The sequence below is a fragment of the Aquipseudomonas ullengensis genome (assembly GCF_014174475.1).
GTDB lineage: Bacteria > Pseudomonadota > Gammaproteobacteria > Pseudomonadales > Pseudomonadaceae > Aquipseudomonas > Aquipseudomonas ullengensis.
In genome coordinates this window covers 1-18,982 of record NZ_JACJUD010000001.1, presented here as the reverse complement: position 1 = coordinate 18,982, position 18,982 = coordinate 1, and the positions used below count along the sequence as shown (strand labels likewise).

16 protein-coding genes are annotated in these 18,982 nt (G+C 66.3%); 5 read left to right on the top strand and 11 right to left on the bottom strand.

Going from position 1 to position 18,982, the window contains the following annotated elements:
* Nucleotides 1–24 precede the first annotated feature (24 nt).
* Complete coding sequence (locus H3H51_RS00080) at nucleotides 25–1,953, top strand: methyl-accepting chemotaxis protein (RefSeq protein WP_183086982.1); 1,929 nt, start codon at nucleotides 25–27, stop codon at nucleotides 1,951–1,953.
* A gap of 18 nt (nucleotides 1,954–1,971) precedes the next feature.
* Here H3H51_RS00080 and H3H51_RS00075 read toward each other — a convergent pair whose 3' ends face one another.
* The 8 genes from H3H51_RS00075 to ada form a co-directional block, all read right to left on the bottom strand.
* The gene (locus H3H51_RS00075) at nucleotides 1,972–3,102 is read right to left on the bottom strand and encodes a GGDEF domain-containing protein (RefSeq protein ID WP_183086981.1); all 1,131 of its coding nucleotides are present in this window, start codon (nucleotides 3,100–3,102) and stop codon (nucleotides 1,972–1,974) included.
* A gap of 66 nt (nucleotides 3,103–3,168) precedes the next feature.
* On the bottom strand, nucleotides 3,169–3,612 hold the full coding sequence (locus tag H3H51_RS00070; protein WP_183086980.1) for a DMT family transporter: 444 nt from the start codon (nucleotides 3,610–3,612) through the stop codon (nucleotides 3,169–3,171).
* A 53-nt stretch (nucleotides 3,613–3,665) separates the two neighbouring features.
* A complete protein-coding gene (locus tag H3H51_RS00065; RefSeq protein WP_183086979.1) occupies nucleotides 3,666–4,154 on the bottom strand; it encodes a GNAT family N-acetyltransferase in 489 nt (162 codons plus the stop codon).
* Nucleotides 4,151–4,711, bottom strand: coding sequence for a DUF4136 domain-containing protein (locus tag H3H51_RS00060; protein WP_183086978.1), 561 nt, complete (start codon nucleotides 4,709–4,711; stop codon nucleotides 4,151–4,153). The genes H3H51_RS00065 and H3H51_RS00060 overlap by 4 nt, the downstream gene beginning before the upstream one ends.
* A 64-nt stretch (nucleotides 4,712–4,775) precedes the next feature.
* Nucleotides 4,776–5,372 (bottom strand): DUF4136 domain-containing protein, encoded by a 597-nt coding sequence (locus H3H51_RS00055; protein ID WP_183086977.1) that lies wholly within the window; start codon nucleotides 5,370–5,372, stop codon nucleotides 4,776–4,778.
* A 90-nt stretch (nucleotides 5,373–5,462) separates the two neighbouring features.
* Entirely contained in the window at nucleotides 5,463–6,212 is a 750-nt protein-coding gene (locus H3H51_RS00050) for a methyltransferase domain-containing protein (protein ID WP_183086976.1), read from the bottom strand.
* Nucleotides 6,209–6,514 (bottom strand): nucleotide pyrophosphohydrolase, encoded by a 306-nt coding sequence (locus tag H3H51_RS00045; RefSeq protein ID WP_183086975.1) that lies wholly within the window; start codon nucleotides 6,512–6,514, stop codon nucleotides 6,209–6,211. Before H3H51_RS00045 ends, H3H51_RS00050 begins: the two co-directional genes overlap by 4 nt.
* Before the next feature lie 77 nt (nucleotides 6,515–6,591).
* Nucleotides 6,592–7,617 (bottom strand): bifunctional DNA-binding transcriptional regulator/O6-methylguanine-DNA methyltransferase Ada, encoded by a 1,026-nt coding sequence (ada, locus tag H3H51_RS00040; protein WP_183087993.1) that lies wholly within the window; start codon nucleotides 7,615–7,617, stop codon nucleotides 6,592–6,594.
* Nucleotides 7,618–7,739: 122 nt separating this feature from the next.
* Between ada and H3H51_RS00035 the strand changes: the two genes are divergently transcribed.
* Entirely contained in the window at nucleotides 7,740–11,243 is a 3,504-nt protein-coding gene (locus tag H3H51_RS00035; RefSeq protein WP_183086974.1) for a response regulator, read from the top strand.
* A gap of 12 nt (nucleotides 11,244–11,255) precedes the next feature.
* Nucleotides 11,256–12,440, top strand: a complete 1,185-nt coding sequence (locus tag H3H51_RS00030) for a response regulator (protein ID WP_183086973.1) — start codon at nucleotides 11,256–11,258, stop codon at nucleotides 12,438–12,440.
* A gap of 320 nt (nucleotides 12,441–12,760) precedes the next feature.
* Here the strand turns inward: H3H51_RS00030 and H3H51_RS00025 are convergent, their stop codons facing one another.
* From H3H51_RS00025 to H3H51_RS00015, 3 genes are all read right to left on the bottom strand, one after another.
* The gene (locus H3H51_RS00025) at nucleotides 12,761–15,403 is read right to left on the bottom strand and encodes a bifunctional diguanylate cyclase/phosphodiesterase (RefSeq protein ID WP_183086972.1); all 2,643 of its coding nucleotides are present in this window, start codon (nucleotides 15,401–15,403) and stop codon (nucleotides 12,761–12,763) included.
* Nucleotides 15,404–15,501: 98 nt separating this feature from the next.
* On the bottom strand, nucleotides 15,502–15,786 hold the full coding sequence (locus H3H51_RS00020) for a DUF2218 domain-containing protein (protein WP_183086971.1): 285 nt from the start codon (nucleotides 15,784–15,786) through the stop codon (nucleotides 15,502–15,504).
* Between the two features lie 56 nt (nucleotides 15,787–15,842).
* Nucleotides 15,843–16,484 (bottom strand): NAD(P)-dependent oxidoreductase, encoded by a 642-nt coding sequence (locus H3H51_RS00015; protein WP_183086970.1) that lies wholly within the window; start codon nucleotides 16,482–16,484, stop codon nucleotides 15,843–15,845.
* Between the two features lie 100 nt (nucleotides 16,485–16,584).
* Here H3H51_RS00015 and H3H51_RS00010 point away from each other — a divergent pair, with 100 nt between their 5' ends.
* Nucleotides 16,585–17,472, top strand: a complete 888-nt coding sequence (locus H3H51_RS00010) for a LysR family transcriptional regulator (protein ID WP_183086969.1) — start codon at nucleotides 16,585–16,587, stop codon at nucleotides 17,470–17,472.
* A gap of 85 nt (nucleotides 17,473–17,557) precedes the next feature.
* Complete coding sequence (locus H3H51_RS00005; protein ID WP_183086968.1) at nucleotides 17,558–18,445, top strand: PA4780 family RIO1-like protein kinase; 888 nt, start codon at nucleotides 17,558–17,560, stop codon at nucleotides 18,443–18,445.
* Nucleotides 18,446–18,982 lie beyond the last annotated feature (537 nt).

Sequence of the window (18,982 nt, the reverse complement as noted above, 5' to 3'; positions counted from 1 at the left end):
GTAATAGCGGTCGAGGAGTACGAGATGGGTTTCTGGCGACGCAGCATCCAGTGGCAGTTGATCCTCAGCATGGGCGCGGCGCTCATGGTCAGCGTGCTGATCGTCATCTTCATCTACTCCGGCGTGGCCAACCGCCAGGTCGAGCAATACCTGGTCAACGGCGAGCTGCCGGCGCGCGTGGAAGCGGTGCGCAATGACCTGGAACGGGTGCTCAGCGAGCCCCTGACCACCGCCCGCGGCATCGCCGGCAACAGCATGGTCAGCGACTGGCTGGCCGTGGGCGAAGACCCGGCGCAACAGGCGGCCATGGTGCGCTACCTGAAGCAGGAGCAGCTATCCAACAAGGCCCTGACCACCTTCATGGTGGCCGTGGACTCCGGCCACTACTACACCGGCGATGGCCTGGACCGCACCCTCAGCCGGGCGCCGGAAAATGCCTGGTTCTATGACTTCGTCGACAGCGGCAAGGCGCGCTCGCTGGATGTCGACATCGACAAGACCACCGCGGTGCCGACCCTGTTCATCAACCAGCGCATCGAGGTGGGCGGCCGCACCCTGGGTGTTGGCGGCCTGGGCCTGAGCCTGAGTGCGATGTCCGACCTGGTGCGCGGCTTCCACCTGGGCGAGGCGGGCAAGGTCTACCTGGTGGATGGCAAGGGCCAGGTCAAGGTGCACCCGGATGCGCAGATCAGCGACAAGCGCAGCCTGGGCGAACTGGTTGGCACCGAGGTGGCCCGCGAGCTGGGCAGCCAGACTGGCAAGGCGCTGCGTTTCGAGCGCGACGGCGAGGCCTATCTGGCCATGTCGCTGCCGCTGCAGTCGCTGGACTGGCAACTGGTGGCCGAGCTGCCGGAAGAACAGGTCTACGGCGAAGCGCGCCAGGCGCTACTGGTCACCGCGTTGATCGGTGCGGCGGTGGCGTTGCTCTGCCTGGGGCTGGTGGTGTTGCTGGCTCGTGGCCTGGTGCGGCCGATTCGTCGGGTGACCGGTGCGCTGGTGGAAATCGGCGGTGGCGGTGGTGATCTGACCCGCCGTCTGGACGAGTCGCGCGGCGACGAACTGGGCGATCTGGCTCGCGGCTTCAACCGTTTCCTCGAAGGCCAGCGCCAGCTGATCGGCGAGGTACTGGCCACCAGCGAACGCCTGCGCGGTTCGGTGGCCCTGGTGGCGAAGGTGGTCGACAACACGGCCACGCGTTCGGGCCAGCAGCAGGACATGACTGACCTGGTCGCCACCGCCGTGCACGAGATGGGCCTGACCGTGCAGGAGATCGCGCGCAACGCCGGCAATGCAGCAGAAGTCTCGCAGTCGGCGCGCGACGAGGCCGACACCGCGCGGCGTGAAGTGGGCGGCTCGATTGCGCATATCCAGCGCATGTCCGGCGAAATCGGCACGGCGGCGCAGGCGGTGGGCGAGCTGGCTGCCCAGGTGGCGTCCATCGACCAGGTGCTGACGGTGATCCGCAGCATCGCCGAACAGACCAACCTGCTGGCACTCAACGCGGCCATCGAGGCGGCGCGTGCCGGTGAGCAGGGTCGCGGTTTTGCCGTGGTGGCCGATGAGGTGCGCACCCTGGCCAGCCGTACCCAGGCGTCCACCGACGAGATCCAGCAGATGATCCTGCGCCTCAAGCAGGGCGCCGAGGCGGCGGTCAGCTCCATGCAGGCCGGCCAGCAGGCCACCGGCACCGGGGTCGAGGCCAGCCAGAGCACCGGGCGCTCGCTGGAGTCGATTGCCGATCAGGTGGACCGTCTCAGCGACATGAACCACCAGGTGGCCACCGCCACCGAGGAGCAGAGTTCAGTGACCGAGGAGATCAACCGCAACGTGCAGGGCATCGCCGACCTGGCGCACTCCACGGCCAGCGAAGTCACCGAATGCCGGGAGAACTGCCGCGTGCTGCTCGGTTTGGCCGAAGACCTGGCGGCGCAGATGGGGCGGTTTCGCCTCTAAGGATGGACGCAGCGGCTTTCAGTCGAGATCGGCCAGCACCAGGCAGTCGCGACCATTGGCCTTGGCGCGGTACAGCGCATCGTCGACGCGCTTGAAGAAGGCGGCGGAACTGGCGTCGTTGGCGCTGTCGAAGCAGCCCACGCCCAGGCTGGTGGTCAGCGGCTGGTGCCGGCCCTGCACCTCCAGGCCGTGGCTGGACAGTTCCTGGCGGAACTGCTCGCCCAGCTCGCGGGCTTGTTCCAGCGTGGTGTCGACCATCAGCACAGCGAACTCTTCGCCACCCAGGCGCAGCAGGGCATCGCTGTCGCGGCGGAAGGTCGCGCGCATGCGTTCGGCGAACGCAGCCAGGCAGGCATCGCCGAGGGCGTGGCCGAACTCGTCGTTGATCCGCTTGAAGAAGTCGATATCCAGCAGCACCAGTGACAGGGGGCTGCCGACGCGCTGGGCGCTGGCGACCAGCACCGGGAACAGGGTGTTGAACTGCAGGCGGTTACCGAGCTGGGTCAGGTTGTCGGTGCGGCTGAGCTGGTCGAAGCGTTCGCGCTGGTAGAGCAGTTCCTGCTCCAGCGCCAGGGTCGCCTGGTACTCGCGGTGGCTGCGGCTGAGCGCCAGCAGCAGGTAGCTGAGGTAGAAGGCCAGGGTGATCAGCAGCGCCTGCTGCGTCTCCCAGTGCAGGCCGAGGGCAGCCAGGCCCGGCAGGTAGAGAAACAGCATGGCCAGGATGCAGCGGCCCTTGCGCATCGAGAAGCTGAAGGCCATGGCGGTACTGAAGGCCACGGTGCTGAGGGTGGCGATCAGCCGCGAGGGTTCGAACTGTGTGCTGTAGAGGGTCCAGGCATGGGCCAGGCCCCAGGCCAGCGAGGTGACGAGGATCAGGCTCCAGTGACGGTCGATCCAGGCGCGCAGGCAGCTATCGCTTTCCTCCTGTGGCAGGCGGTGCAGCCAGCGCAGCGCCAGCAGCAGGGTAAACAGGGCGGTACCGAGCAGGCCGCTGAGCAGCATGTCGCTGGGCGCAGTGCTGAACAGCCAGCTCAGCAGCCAGGCCAGCAGGTAATAGATGCCGCCCAGGCGCGTGCGTACACGGGTGTCCTGGGCTTCGCGCCAGAGGGCGAAGGTGTGTGGCTGATGGGGTATCGCGGAATCGGGCATGTGCTGTGATCACAAAAACGGCCGACCTCAGCATAGCCGGATCTGCCATCTAATTGCCATCACTGCTCAGCCGCGCCGGATCAGCCACAGTCCGCCGATGATCAGCGCCATTCCGGCGGCCTTGCCGGCCGTGATCGGTGCTTCGCGAAAGCCCGCCCAGCCCTTGTGGTCCAGCAGCAGGGCCATGCCCAACTGGCCGGCCAGCACCAGCACCATGAACAACAGGGCACCGATGCGCGGCCCCGAGTAGGCGGCGGTGGCGATGAAGAACGCGCCCAGCAGACCGCCACTCCAGTGCCACCAGCTGAGGCTCTTGAGCAGCTCCAGGCTGGGCAGGTCACGCTGGCTGGCAACCACGATCAGCAGCGCGCAGCCGCCGACCAGGAACGACACCAGGGCGGCGGCCAGGACGCTGGACAGGTGTTTGGCCAGTTGGCCGTTGATGCCCGCCTGCAGCGGCATGAAGGTGCCGGCGATCAGGGGCAGGGCGAGGAGCCACCAGTTGGGCATGGCTGTCTCCACGGGAAAAAGGGGCGACAGTATGGGCTTACTTGGTCGGAGGGTCAGCTTTTAAGGCTTTTGCTGAACTGCAGCAGCGCCACGCGCTGGTCGTTGCGGCTGCGCTCGACCACGCCGCACAGCTGGTAGCCCTGGCGGGCATACAGGAGCAGCCCGGCGCTGTTGTGGTTGAAGCAGGAGGCGCGCAGCTCGCGGGCCTGGAAGTCGCGCTCGGCCAGGCGCTCCATCACGCCGATCAGGTACTGCGCGACGCCGGCGCCGCGCGCCCAGGGCGCGATCATCAGGTTGCCCAGGGCGCAGAACTCGCCGGGCTGGCTCTGGTAGAAGTTGGCGAAGCCAGCGGCGCGGCCGTCGAGCAGGGCCAGGGTGTTGCCCTGGCGTTCGTGGTAGGCGCTTAGCAGTTGCTCGCGGCTCAGCGGCCAGTGTGCGCGGGGGAATGCGTAGAACAGCTCGTCGGCGTTGCGCACGAAACCCACCACCTCGGCCAGGTCCGCCTCGTCGGCGGGGCGATGGCTGAGCAATTGGTCATTCATTGCGGCGGGTACTGGCTGAGCACCTTGCCCACCGTGGCGCGGATCGCCGCTTCGCGCTCGCTCGGGTTGGCCTGAGACTGGCGCACCAGCTGTTCGGCACTGCCGCGCCAGACCAGCTTGCCGTCCTTGCCGTCGAACAGGTCGATCTGGATGGTGGCGACCTTGTAGTCGACGGTGCGCGTCTCGGTGAGCGGTGGGCCCCAGTAGCCACCCCAGCCGCCGCCCCAGTAACCGCCGCCGTAGTTGGTGCTGACCTGGTCCTGGCGCTGGTCGATGATCAGCCAGGTTTGCACCTTGAGGTCGGCGGCACTGCCGGGTTGGGCGGGGCGCAGGCCACGCTGGTCGAGTTGCTGGCTGACCGCTTCGCGCAGGCGCTGCTCGGTGAGGTCGCTCTTGATCCGTGGGTCATCGGGGCGGTACTGCAGGCCTGGCTCCTGCCAGCTCCAGCTGCGGTAGCCGGCGAAGTCGCGGCTGGCATCGAAATCGCGGTCGATTTGATTGGTCTGGCAGGCGCCGAGCAACAGCAGGGCCGGTATTAACAGCAAGCGGCGGAACATGACGAAACCTCCGTGGTAGAGCCTTTATGCAAGCGCATGCCGGTACATCCGGCAAGCGCTGTTTTCATTCCGGTGGATAGTGCCCGAGGGCATCGGCGATGGCTTTACGCAGGGCATCGGCGCGCTCGGATTGCTTGCCGTCCTGCTGGGTTTCGGCGCTGCCGCTCCACACCGGTTCGCCACTGCGCCCGTCGAACAGGTCGATACGCACCACGGCCACTTCCACCTCGTAGCTGCGCACCAGCGGCACGCTGCCGTACATTCCGTAGCGGTCGCCATAGGGGCCGTTGCCGTAGTAGCTGCCGTAGTCGTCGCGCACCTGGACCTGGCGGCGCTCCAGGCTCAGGTCGGCGCTGACCTGCAGGTCGGCTGCGGCATTCTGTGCCGGACGCAGGCCGCGCTGGTCGAGGCCGTTGCCCACTGCTTCGGCCAGCAAGGCACTGTCGGCCCAGGCGCTGCCGGTTGGTAGCTGGCCATTGCGCCAGCTCCAGTTGCGGTATTGCCCGTAATCGCGCGGCGCGCTCGGGTATGCGCTGCGGTCGAAGAGGTTGGCGGCATTGAGCGGGGCCGGCGGCAGCGGCCGCGAGTCGGCGACATAGGGGTTGCTGCTCTGACAGGCACCCAGCAGTGGCAACAGGAGCAACAGCGATCGGGCTTTCATGGGAGGCTCCGGTCATGGGCGGAGAAGGTTGGCGTAGGGCGGGTGCAATCCGCGCGACAGGGGTTCGCGGGTTGCACCCGCCCTACGGTTCTATATCGGCCGGCAAACCCAATGCAGGTAACGGCCCAGCCCGGCAAAAGCCGGATGGCGGCGGTGGGCCAGCTCCATTTCCAGCAGGTCGGAGAGTTCGGCCTTGGCCTGGAATTCCACCGGCATGTAGTCGTGGAACACCCGTACGCCGCTCTGGGTTTCGACCTGCCAGTGGCCGTCGAGTTGCGCCGCCAGCTCACGCGGGTCGAGCGGGCGCTGCGGCGTCAGGCTCTGCTTTTCGCCGGCGAAGCTCGCCTTGCGCAGCTTGCGGAAATGGCCCTTGAGCAGGTTGCGGTAGACCAGCGCGTCCTTGTTGTAGAACGCCAGCGACAGCCAGCCGCCGGGGGCGGTGAGCTGGTGCAGTACCGGCAGGATGGCATGCGGCTCGGCCAGCCACTCCAGCACGGCGTGGCACAGCACCAGGTCGTAGGGCTGGTTGAGCTGGCCGAGCAGCTCCTGCCACGGCGCCTGGATAAAGGTCGCGCTGGCACCGGCCTCGGCGAAGCGCTGGCGGGCGCCTTCCAGCATCGGTTCGGCCGGCTCGGCCAGGGTCACGGTGTGGCCACGCTGGGCCAGCCACAGCGACATGTGGCCAAGCCCGGCGCCGATATCCAGCACGCGCAGCGGGCGTTCTGGCAGGGCTTCCTTGAGGTCGGCCTGGAGCACGGCGAGGCGGATCGCGCCCTTGGCACCGCCGTAGATCTTCTCGGCGAAGCGCGTCGCCAGCTCATCGAAGTGACGATCGCTCATTGGGCAAAACGCCTTTCGTTGTCGGTCAGCTTGGCCCGTACCGCCTGTTCCAGGTCGATGCCCAGTTCGGCGCACAGCAGCAACAGGTAGAGGACGATGTCGCCGACTTCCTGGCCAGCGTGTTCCAGGGTTTCAGCGGGCAGTTGGCGGGACTGGTCTTCGCTGAGCCACTGGAAGATTTCCACCAGCTCGGCCATTTCCACACTGGCGGCCATGGCCAGGTTCTTCGGGCTGTGGAACGGGCGCCAGTCGTTGCGATCACGGATCGCGTGCAGGCGTTGGGTCAATTCGGCGAGGTTCATCGGTGGGGCTCCTTCAAGCCGCATAGCTTCGGCCTGAAGGGCGCGCATCGCAAGCTGGAAACACCGGTAGGAGCGAGCTATTCGCCTTCCTTCTTCAGCAGTGCGGCCTTGCGTGGCACGCCCCAGCGATAGCCGGTGAGGCTGCCGCTGGCACCGATCACCCGGTGGCAAGGCACCAGCAGGCCCAGCGGGTTGCTGGCGCAGGCGCGGGCCACGGCGCGGGCGTGGCTACCGAGCTGTTCGGCCAGTTCGCCATAACGCCGCGTCTGCCCGGCCGGAATGCCGCGCAGGGCCTGCCATACCTGTTGCTGGAAGACCGTGCCGCGCATGTCCAGGGGCAGGTGTGCGGCGCGGCTGGGTTCGTCGATCTGCGCCAGTACTTGCTGTAGCCAGTCGTGCAGGCCGGCTTGGTCGCGCTGCAGGTCAGCGGCGGCGAAGCGTTGGCGCAGTTCGCTCTCCAGGCTGGCTTCATCGTCACCGAACAGCAGCGCACAGGCGCCCTTGCTGCTCGCAGCGAGCAGCAACAAACCCAGCGGACAGGCCGCGATGGCGTAGCGCAGGACTTCGCCGGCGCCCTTGTGGCGGCGTTGAGCGGGGCTCAGCGCACTGGCCTGCTGGTACAGCGCACGGGTGCCGGAGTAGCCGGCGTCCAGTGCGGCCTGCAGCACCGACTCGGCCTGCGGCAGTGCCGCATCCAGGCGCTGGCGTCGCTGCGCCTCGCTCCAGGCCCGGGGCGTCAGCCCGGTGCGGGCCTTGAAGGCACGAGTCAGGTGCGAGGCGGACAGGCCGATGCGTGCGGCCAACTGCTCCAGGGTCAGCGGTTGCTCGCTGCGCTCCAGCAACTGGCAGGCGGCCACCACCAGGGCGTCGAGTTGCTCGGCCGGGCTCTGTCCCAGGGGCGAGCAGCGCTTGCACGGGCGAAAGCCGGCCGCGGCGGCGCTGTCCGCATCGCGATGGAAACTGACGTTCTCGCGCTTGGGCCGGCGCGCCGGGCAACTCGGCCGGCAGAAAATGCCGGTGCTGCGTACGGCGAAGACGAACTGGCCGTCACGCGTGGCGTCGCGGTCGCAGACGGCTTGCCAGCAAAGGTCGTGGTCGAGCATGGCGGTGTCCTCAATCGGCATGGGGGGATTGTCGACCAGTGCCCAGGGGCTGCCAATCCACAGATGACTTTCAAACGGCTTGGCTAAGCTCAAGACGCCCTCGTAGTCGAAAGGACCTCGTCATGCTGCGCCTCTGTTGTCTGCTGATTTGCCTGTTGCCTCTCGCCGCGCCGGCTGCCGTGCATTTGAGCGAGGAAGAGCAGCAGTGGATCAAGGCGCATCCGATGGTGCGCGTGGGGGTCGAGCGGGCGGGTTGGGCGCCATTCGACGTGATCGACGAGCAGGGCCGCCATCGCGGCCTCAGCGGCGACTACCTGGAGGCGCTCGGCCGGCGTCTGGGCTTGCGCTTCGAACCGGTGTTGGTGGACAACTGGGATGCTGCCCTCAAGGCGCTGAATAGTGGCCAGGTGGATGTGCTGCCGTCGGTGGCCAAGGCGGCGGAGCGTGAGCGTTTCATGGCGTTCACCGAGCCCTACCTGACCAGTAGCAGCCTGATCTTCACCCGTGGCGATGTCGGCGTGCAGCGCCTGGTGGATTTGGCGGACAAGCGCGTGGCCATCGAGAAGGGCTATGTGCTGCAGCAGGCGCTGCATGATGCCGTGCCGAACATCCAGCTGCTGGAGGTGAACGACACCGCTGCGGCGCTGCGGGCGGTGTCGTCCGGGCGTGCGGATGCCTATGTCGGCGACATGATCGTGGCCAGCTACCAGATTCGCGAGCTCAACCTGACCAACCTGGAAGTGCGCGGCGAGAGTGGCCTGTCCAGCAGCGAGTTCCGTTTTGCCGTGCGCCGCGACCTGCCGCAATTGCATCACCTGTTGGACAAGGCGCTGACGGATATCAGCAGCGCTGAACAGGAGGCGATCAAGGAGCGCTGGCTGCCGCCGCTCACCGCGTTCAACTGGCGGCGCCTGTTGCAGGTCGGCTGGCCCTATCTGCTCGGTCTGCTGGGGCTTGTGGTGTTTGTGCTCTGGTGGAACCGCCGTCTGGCGGTGCAGATCGCCGAGCGCCAGCGCGCCGAGGCCGAGGCGCAGCGCCAGCGCAGCACCCTGGTGGCGCTGATCAATGCGATCCCCGATCCGATCTGGTTCAAGGATGGCGAGGGCCGTTACGTCGGCATCAACCAGGCTTGCGCCGAGTTGTTCGGCAAGAGTCGTGAGGAGGTCGTCGGCCTGCGCGATGCAGAGTTCCTGCATCCCGAGTGGGCGGCGAGCCGCGCCGAGCATGACCGCACGGCGCTGAACTGGAACGGCCCCTACGAGAGCGAGGGCTTTTCCATCTACCCGGATGGCCGGCGGGTGATTTTCGACACCCTGCGCACCACCTTCCACGACGACCAGGGTCAGTTGCTCGGCCTGGTCGGTGTCAGCCGCGACATCACCCAGCGCAAGCAGGTCGAGGAAGCCCAGGCCCGTGCGGCGGAATTGGCCGAGGAGGCGGCGCAGCTCAAGTCGGACTTCCTGGCCAACATGAGCCACGAAATCCGCACGCCGATGAACGCCATCATCGGCATGTCGCACCTGGCCCTGAAGACCGAGCTCAATCCGCGCCAGCGCGACTACCTGAGCAAGATCCAGCAGGCCGGCCAGCACCTGCTGGGGATCATCAACGACATCCTCGACTTCTCCAAGATCGAGGCCGGTAAGCTGACCATCGAACACATCGATTTCGACCTGCAGCAGGTGCTGGAAAACCTCGCCAACCTGATCGGCGACAAAGTGTCGAGCAAGGGCCTGGAACTGGTGTTCAACCTCGACCCCGAGTTGCCGCAGACCCTGGTGGGCGATCCGCTGCGCCTGGGGCAGATCCTGATCAATTACGCCAACAACGCGGTCAAGTTCACCGAGCGCGGCGAGGTCGAGGTGATCCTGCGCGCCGAGCAGCGCAGCAGCGACGAGCTGCTGCTGTACGTCGGTGTGCGCGACACCGGGATCGGCATGACGAGCGAGCAGATGGGCCGGCTGTTCGAGTCGTTCCAGCAGGCGGACAACTCGACCACGCGCAAATACGGCGGCACCGGCCTCGGCCTGGCCATCTGCAAGAGCCTGGCCGAGGCCATGGGCGGGCAGGTCGGGGTGGAAAGCCAGGTCGGCAGCGGCAGCCTGTTCTGGTGCCGCGTGCCACTCGGCATCGCCGTCGAGCAGGCCCAGGTGCTGCTGCCCCAGGCCGACCTGCGCGGGCGCCGGGTGCTGGTGGTGGACGACAACGACAGTGCCCGCCAGGTGCTCAACGACCTGCTGACCAGCATGAGTTTTCGCAGCGAGGCGGTGGACTCGGGCAAGGCTGCCCTGCAACGGGTGCAACTGGCGGCGCAGCAGCGCCAGCCCTTCGAACTGCTATTGCTCGACTGGCAGATGCCGGGCATGGATGGCCTGGAAGTCGCCCGGCGGGTGCTGGAACTGGGCCTGGAGCCGGCACCGCACTTGCTGATGGTCACCGCCTATGGCCGCGAGGACGTGATGCTGGGGGCGCAGAAGATCGGCATCGAGGATGTGCTGCTCAAGCCGCTCAATCCTTCCCTGCTGTTCGATGCGGTCATTCGCAGCCTGGGTGGCGTCGGCAGTGCCCAGGATTACGGGCGCCTGCTGGTGGGCGAGCAGGTGCCGAACCTCACCGGCCAGCGCGTGCTGCTGGTGGAAGACAACGAACTGAACCGGGAAGTGGCCTGCGGGCTGCTGCAGGAAAGCGGTCTGCTTATCGATCAGGCCGAACACGGCGGCATCGCCCTCGACCTGCTGCATAGCCATGCCGACGGCTACTACGCCCTGGTGCTGATGGACATGCAGATGCCGGTGCTGGATGGCATCGCCACCACCGAGGCGATCCGCCGCGAGGAGCGCTTCGCCACGCTGCCCATCATCGCCATGACCGCCAATGCCATGCCCGCCGACCGCGACCGCTGCCTGGCGGCGGGGATGAATGACCACCTGGGCAAACCCATCGACCCCAGCGAGCTGTGGAGTACCCTCGGGCGCTGGCTGCAGATTCGTGATGAGCCCTTGCTGGAGGGCATGCCGGCTGCGGAGTCCGCGCCCGCCTGGCACTTGCCGGGAGTGGATATGGCCAGCGGCCTGCGCCGGGTGCTGGGCAAGCCTGAGCTGTACCAGCGCCTGCTAAGCAAATTCGCCGCCAGCCAGGCGGACTTCCCCGGGCAGTTGCGCAGCGCGCTGGCGGCGGGGGAGAGCGACAGCGCCGAACGCCTGATCCACAGCCTCAAGGGGCTCGCCGGTAACCTCGGTGCCCTGGACCTGGCGGCCCAGGCAGCGACCCTGGAAAGTGCGATCAAGGATGCTCGCCATGAGGAACTCGGTACGCTGCTGGCGGAGCTGGAACATAGCCTCGCCAGCCTGGTTGGCGCTATCCGCGCGCAATTTCCGCCGGCCGCTGCAGAGCCCGTCTCGGCGGTGGATGAACAGCAGCTGCAGCAGCTGTGCCGGCAGTTGCAGCAACTGTTCGCCGAGGACAATCCGCGTGCCGGAAAAGTCTTTGACGAGCAGGCTGAACTGCTGCGCAGCGCCTTTACTCATGACTATGCGATGCTGGCGGCAGCGGTACGTGGTTTTGACTTCGAACGTGCGCTGGAACTGCTGCAGGTAGCGGCGACCCGGCGACAACTGACGCTTTGAATGGGGTGGGTAATGGAGCAAATACTTGATCGATCAGACCAGCCGCTGGTGCTGGTGGTGGACGACACGCCAGAGAACCTGGAGCTGATGAGCGAGCTGCTGATGGACAGCTACCGGGTCAAGGTCGCCAGCAGCGGGGTCAAGGCGCTGCGCATTGCCGCCGGCAGCCAGCAGCCGGACCTGATCCTGCTCGACATCATGATGCCGGAGATGGATGGCTACGAAGTCTGTCGTCTGCTCAAGGTCAACCCGGCCACGGCGGACATCCCCGTGGTGTTCCTCACGGCCAAGAGCGAAGTGGCCGATGAACAGCAGGGTTTCGACCTCGGCGCGGTGGACTACATCACCAAGCCGATCAGCCCACCGATCGTCCTCGCCCGCGTGCATGCGCAACTGCAGCTCAAGGCCAGCGCGGACTTCCTGCGCGACAAGAGCGAGTACCTGGAACTGGAAGTGCGCCGCCGTACCCGCGACATGCAGCGCCTGCAGGAGGTCACCATCGAGGCCATGGCCAGCCTCGCCGCCATGCGCGACAACCCCAGCGGCAAACACCTGTCGCGTATCGAACCCTACATGACCACCCTGGCCACCGCCCTGGCCTATCAGCAGCCGGCCCTGGCCGACGAGCTGAGTGGCGAGCGCCTGGCCCAGCTGGGCCGTTCGGCGCTGCTGCATGGCATTGGCAAGCTGGTCCTGCCGGATCGCATCCTGCTCAGCCCGGTACCATTACAGGGCGCCGACCTGCAGTTGATGCACCGCCATGCCGAAGCCGGGCGCGATGCGTTGCTGGCCGCCGAGGCCAAGCTCGGCAGCAGCACAGGCTTTCTCAGCGACGCCCGCGACATTGTCTACAGCCAGCATGAACACTGGGATGGCAGCGGCTATCCGCAGGGCCTGCGTGGCGAGCAGATCCCCCTGGCGGCGCGGCTGATGGCGCTGGTCGGCTGCTACGAGGAGCTGACCAGCCATCACCCCTATCGCCCATCGGTCAGCCATGCCGAAGCACTGCAGCAGATCGGCGCCGCCAGCGGCACGCGCTTCGATCCGTCGGTGGTGCTGGCGCTGATCGAGAGCGAACAGGAGTTCGCCTCCATTGCCGTGCGCCTGGCCGATGATGCGGCAGCCATCCATTGCGAGCTGCAGCGCCTGGACGAGTCGCTGGGGGAAACCATCGAGTTGACCTTACCGGCCAGCTGAGTCGCTTGGCGCCAGGTGGTGGAAAACGCTGCGCGGTTTTCCACCCTACGCGGGTCGTCAGGTTCTGGGATAGCGCACTGCTTTACGCCCTGACGCGCTGGCCCGAAGGGGAGTAAGCCAGTGGCCGGCGGCAACCGCGTTCCCCGTATCTGCACACTGCTTGCAGCATCCTGGGTCCCCGCCTGCGCGAGGACGATGGGAGTAAGGGCAGGCCTGTGCGGACCGTCATGCTACGTAGGGTGGATAACGCTCTGCTTATCCACCGGCGATGCGCCGCCGGGCAGGCCAGGAAAAGACCGGGAGCAGATTCGGGGATGCACTCAAGCGCGTTCAGTGCGCCAGCGTTCCACCTCGGCCGCCGGCATCGGCCGGCCGAAGTGATAGCCCTGGGCGATGTCGCAGCCCAGGCGGGTGAGAGCGGCGGCGGTGGCGTCGTCTTCCACCCCCTCGGCCACCACCTGCATGGCGAAGTTGTGGGCCAGGGCCAGGGTCGATTGCACGATCACCGCGTCGGAGGCGTTCTCGACCATGGCCGAGATGAAGGTGCGGTCGATCTTCAGCACCTGCACCGGCAGGCGCTTGAGGTAGGCCAGCGAGGAGTAACCGGTGCCGAAGTCGTCGATCGACAGGCTCACGCCCAGCTCGCGGATCGCCTGCAGGCTACGCAGCGCCAGCTCCGGGTCTTCCATCAGCGCGCCCTCGGTGACCTCCAGTTCGAGCAGTTCGGCAGCCACCTGATGGCGTTCGAGCAGCCCGGCCAGTTCCGGCAGGAAGTGCGGATTGAGCAGGTTGTGAGTGCTGATGTTGACCGCCAGGCAGGTGCCCAGGCCTTGCTCCTGCCAGCGCCGCAACTGGCCCAGCGCCTCGTCCAGCACCCAGCGGGTCAGCGGGTGGATCAGTTCGGTGCTCTCGGCCAGGGGGATGAACTCGCTGGGCGGGATCATCCCCTTGTCCGGGTGCGGCCAGCGCAGCAGGGCCTCGAAGCCGATCACCTGGCGGTCGCTCAGGCGGATCTTCGGCTGGTAGTGCAGGCACAGGCCGCCTTCACGGATGGCTCGGCCGAGCTGGGTGTGCAGGGCCAGGCGCTCGGGGGTGTAGTTGTCGGAGCTGCGCTGGTACAGGGCATATTCGCGGCGCTCGCGCTTGGCCTGGTACATGGCGATGTCGGCGCAGCGCAGCAGGTCGCTGGCGCTGGTGCCGTGCTCGGGGAACTGCGCCACGCCGATGCTGGCCGACAATTCCAGGTGGATGCCATCGACCTCCAGGGGCCGGGCGATGACCTGGGCGATACCGGTGCACAGGCTGTGCAGTGCCGTCTGGTCGGCCAGGTAGGCGGAGACGATGGCCATCTCATCGCCACCCAGGCGCGCCACGCTGGCGTTCTGCACGCCCAGCCAGTCCTGCAGGCGCTCGCCCAACTCGGTCAGCACACGGTCGCCGTGTTGGTGGCCGAGGGTGTCGTTGACCTCCTTGAAGCGGTTCATGTCCAGCAGCAGCACGGCAAAGCGCGGGTCCTCGACCTGTTGCACGCGCTCCTCGATATGGCGCACCAGCCAATAGCGATTGGGCAGGTGGGTGAGGCTGTCGTGGGTGGCGAGGAATTCCTGCTCGATCAGGTAGCGTTTGCGTTCGGTGATGTCGTGCACCACGCACAGCAGCAGGGCCTCGCCATGCCAGTGGAACAGCGACACGCGCATTTCACAGTCGAAGGGCTGCTGGTTGTCCTGGCGCAGGAAGCGCCACTCGAATTGCTGGATTTCCCCGTCCAGTGCGGCGACGCGCATCAGGTTGGCGGCGACCACCGAGAGGCGGCCGTCCTGCTGGTGTTCGGGAGACATCTGCGAAGGCTTGTTGCCGTACAGCTGCTCCACGTCAACGAGACCGAACAGGCGCGCGGCCACCGGGTTGGCGGTGCTGATCACGCCCTCGTTATCGACCAGCAGCAGGCCGTCGTTCACATCGCTGAACAGGCGGCGGTAGAACTCCTCGTCCTGGCTGACCTGGCGGATCATGCGGCGCAGCTGCATGGCGGCCAGGCCCAGCAGGAGCAGGCTGGCGGCCAGCAGCGCGAGGGTCAGTTGGCTACGGTGCAGCCAGGGGCCATGGAAGCTGTCCGTGGTTTCACCAATCACCGCATACAGTGGAAAGCGCGGCGACGGAGTTAGTGCATACAGGGAGGGGATGTTTTTCAGGCTTGAGGCGGCGACGAAGCTGGAGGTGCTATTGGTGCCCAGTTGCCGGCGCAAAGGCGAGTCGTCGGGCAGCACGTGGCCGATGTGGCTGGCCGGCTCTGGTGTGCGGTAGAGCACCACGCCGCTGCTGGACAGCAGGCCGCCGTTCATCTCCTGCTCAAGGCCGAGGTGTTCCAGCAAGCGGCCGAATTTTTCCGTGGGCACCAGGGCGCCCAAGCGCAGCGGTTTCTGCGTGTCGCCGCCGAGGGTGATCATCAGCGGCAGCAGGTAGGTATCTTGATTGGGCCAGGCCAGCGGGTTATGCAGCGGTTCCTGCTGCGTGGTGTGGGCCAGGTTGGCGAGCTGGCGCTGCAGCTCCTGGCTGTGCAGCGGCTGGCCCTCGAGGTCGACGATAAACACCTGCTCATCGACGATGGCAAACAGCTGGCTGGACACCGGGTCGTAGCGCATGGCGTCGTGCAGCACGGCGTAGATGCGCTCGGGCTGTGCCGCGGTGACCTGGGGATTACTCAGCTCCTGGGTAGCAACCCGGATGCTCTCGTAGCTCTGTTGCAGCAACGCACTGGTGTAACCCTCCAGCGCGCGAGACAGCGAGGTCATGCTGCGGCGCTGCTGGTCGGTGCTGGACTGATAGTCGCGCAGGATGCTCCAGCCGCTGAAGCCGATGGCCAGCAGTAACGCCAGGGACATGCTGATAAAGAAGCTGCGGCCTATACGCCGCTGGCGCAGACCGTGCTGGCGGTGGAACAGCGGTGCGAGACGGTTGGGCATGTTGGGGGATAAAGCCTGGCGAGGAGTCGCAAGCATAGGCGATGGCACACTGCTATCGCCAGAAATCGTGCGGCCATCGTGCGGCTATCCACCAGGTATCAGCGCCACTCGAGTTGCAGCGCTTCCTGCCAGGCGACGCGTTCGAAGTGGCTGGCTACCACGCCTTGCAGGCGCTCCAGGTCTTCGCTGCTGGTGCTTTCCACGCGCAGGGTCAGGCCCTGTTCATCGGCTTGCAGCAGGGCCAGGCCGACGGAGAACTCGATGCGGCCCTGCTGCTCGTCGAAGCTGACCGGGATCTTGTGGGCGAAGTGTTTGCACAGGCGGCTGATGTAGCGCGCCGGGGTATCGGTAGTGACGTGGGCTGAGGCGTTGAAAGTGTTCATGCAATCTCCAGGGATCATGGGGGCGCCTCACCCGTTGTGGGTGAGGGCGGGGTGGTTCAGTAGGCGACGGTGAAGCGTTGGCGAATGTGCTGCGGCTGCTCGGTTTCATCGAGCAGGGCCACGGCCAGGTCGGCCACCGAGATGTTGCCGGGCTGCTCGCCATTCATCAGCAGTTGCTCGCCGCCGAGGCGGAACTGGCCGGTACGCGGGCCGGGCTGCAGCAGCGCGGCGGGGGAGAGGAAGGTCCACTGCAACTCATCTTCCTCGCGCAACTGGTTGAGCGCCTGGCGCGCACCCTCGGCGCCTTCCTTGTATTCGGCCGGGAAGTTCGGCGTGTCGATCAGCTGCAGCCCCGGTGCCACATACAGGCTGCCGGCGCCGCCGACCACCAGCAGGCGCCGCACGCCGGCGGCCTTGGTCGCCGCGACGATGGCCTGGCTGCCGGCGATGAACTGCGCGCGGATATCGGCCTGGTCCCAGCCGGGGTTGTAGGCACTGAGCACAGCGTCGTGGCCACGTAGCTGGGCGCTGAGAGCGGCGACGTCATTCACGTCGCTGGCGACTGCGCTGAGGCGTTCGTGCTGCGGCAGTTTCTCCGGGTGGCGAACCAGTGCGGTGACTTGGTGGCCACGGTTCAGGGCTTCTTCCAGCAGGGTGGCGCCGACATAGCCGGTGGCACCGATCAGGGCGATTTTCATGGGGATATCCTCGGTAGGTTTCGATGGGTGAATAATCCCAGCTGGATAAACCCGAGAAAAAGAGGCTTAAATGCCTTGAACAATTAAGCAGGGCTTAACAATGGAGCAGCTCAAGCGCATGGCGCTGTTCGCCACGGTGGTCGACAAGGGCTCGATGGTGGCGGCCGCCGAGGCCCTCGGCATGAGCCCCTCGGCGGTCAGCCAGCAGATCAGCAAGCTGGAGCAGAACACCCAGGTCAGCCTGCTGCACCGCACCACCCGCAAGCTGACCCTGACCGAAGCCGGCGCCAGCTTCTACCAGAGCTGCGCGCAGATTCTCACCCTCGCCGGGCAGGCCGAGCAGCGTCTGGCCGAGTTGCGCGACGCGCCGGTGGGTGAACTGCGCATCGCCGCGCCGGTGGGTTTTTCCGGCCACCTGGTGACCGATGCCCTGGCGCCCTTGCTGCGTGCCCATCCAGGGCTGAGCTTGCGGCTGTTCTTCCAGGACGAGCAGATCGACCTGATCGAGCAGCGCATCGACCTGGCCATTCGCGTTGGTCAGCAGGAAGACTCCAGCCTGGTGGCGCGGCCGCTGGGCGACTGGCCGATGCGCCTGTGCGTGGCGCCAGCCTACCTGGCGCGCTGCGGGCCGATTGTCGGGCCCGAGCAGTTGAGTGGGCTGGATTGGCTGAGCCTGAACCACGACCGCGCCCAGCAGATCACCCTGTACGGGCCGGGCGGGGTGCAGCAGCGCCTGCGTATCGAAAGCCGGGTGGCGTGCAACAACATCCTCTCGGTGCGCCAGTTCACCCTGGCCGGCATGGGCGTATCGGCCCAGCCGGAGCTGGAGATCCGCGCCGAACTGGCCAGCGGCGCCTTGCTGGTGCTGCTGCCGGAGTGGAAGCAGGCGCCGATCGGCATCCATATCGTCACCCCGCGCCGCGATGCGCAGCCGGCCAAGGTGCGCTATGCCATCGAGGCACTGCGTCGCAGCTTACAGCCCGCATGACGGGAGCCGCTGGGCGGCGCTGGCAGTTTGCCGTATAACGGCAACATTTAATCTACACCTGACGACAGGACCCTAAGCCCGCGCAATGAAGACCCCGAAACGCCTGGAATCCCTGCTTGATGATGGTTTGATCGACGAGGTGATCCGTCCGCTGATGAGTGGCAAGGAAGCCGCGGTCTATGTAGTGCGCTGCGGCAGCGAGTTGCGCTGCGCCAAGGTTTACAAGGAGGCCAACAAGCGCGGTTTCCGTCAGGCCGCCGAGTACCAGGAAGGCCGCAAGACCCGCAACACCCGCGACGCTCGCGCCATGGCCAAGGGCAGCAAGTACGGCCGCAAGGAACAGGAAGACGCCTGGCAGAACGCCGAAGTGGCGGCGCTGTTCCGTCTCGCTGCCGCCGGGGTGCGGGTGCCCAAGCCGTATGACTTCCTCGACGGCGTGCTGCTGATGGAAATGGTCGACGACGGTAACGGCGATGCCGCGCCGCGCCTTAACGATGTCGACCTGTTGCCAGAAGATGCCCGCGAATTCCACGCGTTCATGATCGGCGAGATCGTCAAGATGCTCTGCGCCGGCCTGGTTCACGGCGACTTGTCGGAATTCAACGTGCTGCTCGACCCGCATGGCCCGGTGATCATCGACCTGCCGCAGGCGGTGGATGCGGCGGCGAACAACCATGCCTTTAGCATGCTTGAGCGTGATGTCGGCAACATGGCCGAATATTTCGGCCAGTTCGCTCCAGAATTGCGCTTCACCAAGTACGCCAAGGAGATGTGGGCGCTCTTCGAGGAAGGCAAGTTGACCCCAGAGAGCGAGCTCACCGGCGAGTTCGACGAGCCGGAGGAAGAGGCCGATGTCGACGCGGTGATGCGCGAGATCCGCGCCGCCCTGGCCGAGCAGGAACGCCTGGAGGCCATGCGCAACGCCGAAGATGCGCCCCGTGACGAGCCACCGCCGCCGCCCTGGGCGAGCTGACTGCCATGTACATGAAAACGCCCGCTGAATAGCGGGCGTTTTTGTTGGGGCAGTGCCGACAGAATCTTTTGCTCTTTTTGGGGGATGAAGGACTGTGGTCCATGAGCGGACTCTGCCTGGCCGAGACTCCGCCCCTCACCCCAACCCTCTCCCCAAAGGGGCGAGGGGGCAGAGTGTGCGAGTTGTGGAGGTTTGTATCGGAACTCCGCTCCGCTGAAGATTGAGGGTGAGAAGCCAGCCATCTCGTCGCTGGTTGATTGGCATAACGCCTGCCAGCCACTCGGGACAGAACCCTCTCCCCTCTGGGGAGAGGGCAGGGTGAGGGGGCTGAGATTCAGGGCCGGGTCATGCCTAGCCGAGACTCCGCCCCTCACCCCAACCCTCTCCCCAAAGGGGCGAGGGGGCAGAGTGTGCGGGTGTTGTGGCTCAATGATTCTGGACACCCCGATAGGGCGTTAAGCTTCGCCCAGCCATGAGGTGTTTGCGTGACCAGAAGATCATTCAGTACAGATTTCAAACTCGAAGCAGCCGGCCTGG

Bases quoted from the DNA above. Each gene is read 5' to 3' on its own strand.
- H3H51_RS00080 (WP_183086982.1), top strand. From the start codon at position 25: ATGGGTTTCTGGCGACGCAGCATCCAGTGGCAGTTGATCCTCAGCATG.
- H3H51_RS00075 (WP_183086981.1), bottom strand. From the start codon at position 3,102: ATGCCCGATTCCGCGATACCCCATCAGCCACACACCTTCGCCCTCTGG.
- H3H51_RS00070 (WP_183086980.1), bottom strand. From the start codon at position 3,612: ATGCCCAACTGGTGGCTCCTCGCCCTGCCCCTGATCGCCGGCACCTTC.
- H3H51_RS00065 (WP_183086979.1), bottom strand. From the start codon at position 4,154: ATGAATGACCAATTGCTCAGCCATCGCCCCGCCGACGAGGCGGACCTG.
- H3H51_RS00060 (WP_183086978.1), bottom strand. From the start codon at position 4,711: ATGTTCCGCCGCTTGCTGTTAATACCGGCCCTGCTGTTGCTCGGCGCC.
- H3H51_RS00055 (WP_183086977.1), bottom strand. From the start codon at position 5,372: ATGAAAGCCCGATCGCTGTTGCTCCTGTTGCCACTGCTGGGTGCCTGT.
- H3H51_RS00050 (WP_183086976.1), bottom strand. From the start codon at position 6,212: ATGAGCGATCGTCACTTCGATGAGCTGGCGACGCGCTTCGCCGAGAAG.
- H3H51_RS00045 (WP_183086975.1), bottom strand. From the start codon at position 6,514: ATGAACCTCGCCGAATTGACCCAACGCCTGCACGCGATCCGTGATCGC.
- ada (WP_183087993.1), bottom strand. From the start codon at position 7,617: ATGCTCGACCACGACCTTTGCTGGCAAGCCGTCTGCGACCGCGACGCC.
- H3H51_RS00035 (WP_183086974.1), top strand. From the start codon at position 7,740: ATGCTGCGCCTCTGTTGTCTGCTGATTTGCCTGTTGCCTCTCGCCGCG.
- H3H51_RS00030 (WP_183086973.1), top strand. From the start codon at position 11,256: ATGGAGCAAATACTTGATCGATCAGACCAGCCGCTGGTGCTGGTGGTG.
- H3H51_RS00025 (WP_183086972.1), bottom strand. From the start codon at position 15,403: ATGCCCAACCGTCTCGCACCGCTGTTCCACCGCCAGCACGGTCTGCGC.
- H3H51_RS00020 (WP_183086971.1), bottom strand. From the start codon at position 15,786: ATGAACACTTTCAACGCCTCAGCCCACGTCACTACCGATACCCCGGCG.
- H3H51_RS00015 (WP_183086970.1), bottom strand. From the start codon at position 16,484: ATGAAAATCGCCCTGATCGGTGCCACCGGCTATGTCGGCGCCACCCTG.
- H3H51_RS00010 (WP_183086969.1), top strand. From the start codon at position 16,585: ATGGAGCAGCTCAAGCGCATGGCGCTGTTCGCCACGGTGGTCGACAAG.
- H3H51_RS00005 (WP_183086968.1), top strand. From the start codon at position 17,558: ATGAAGACCCCGAAACGCCTGGAATCCCTGCTTGATGATGGTTTGATC.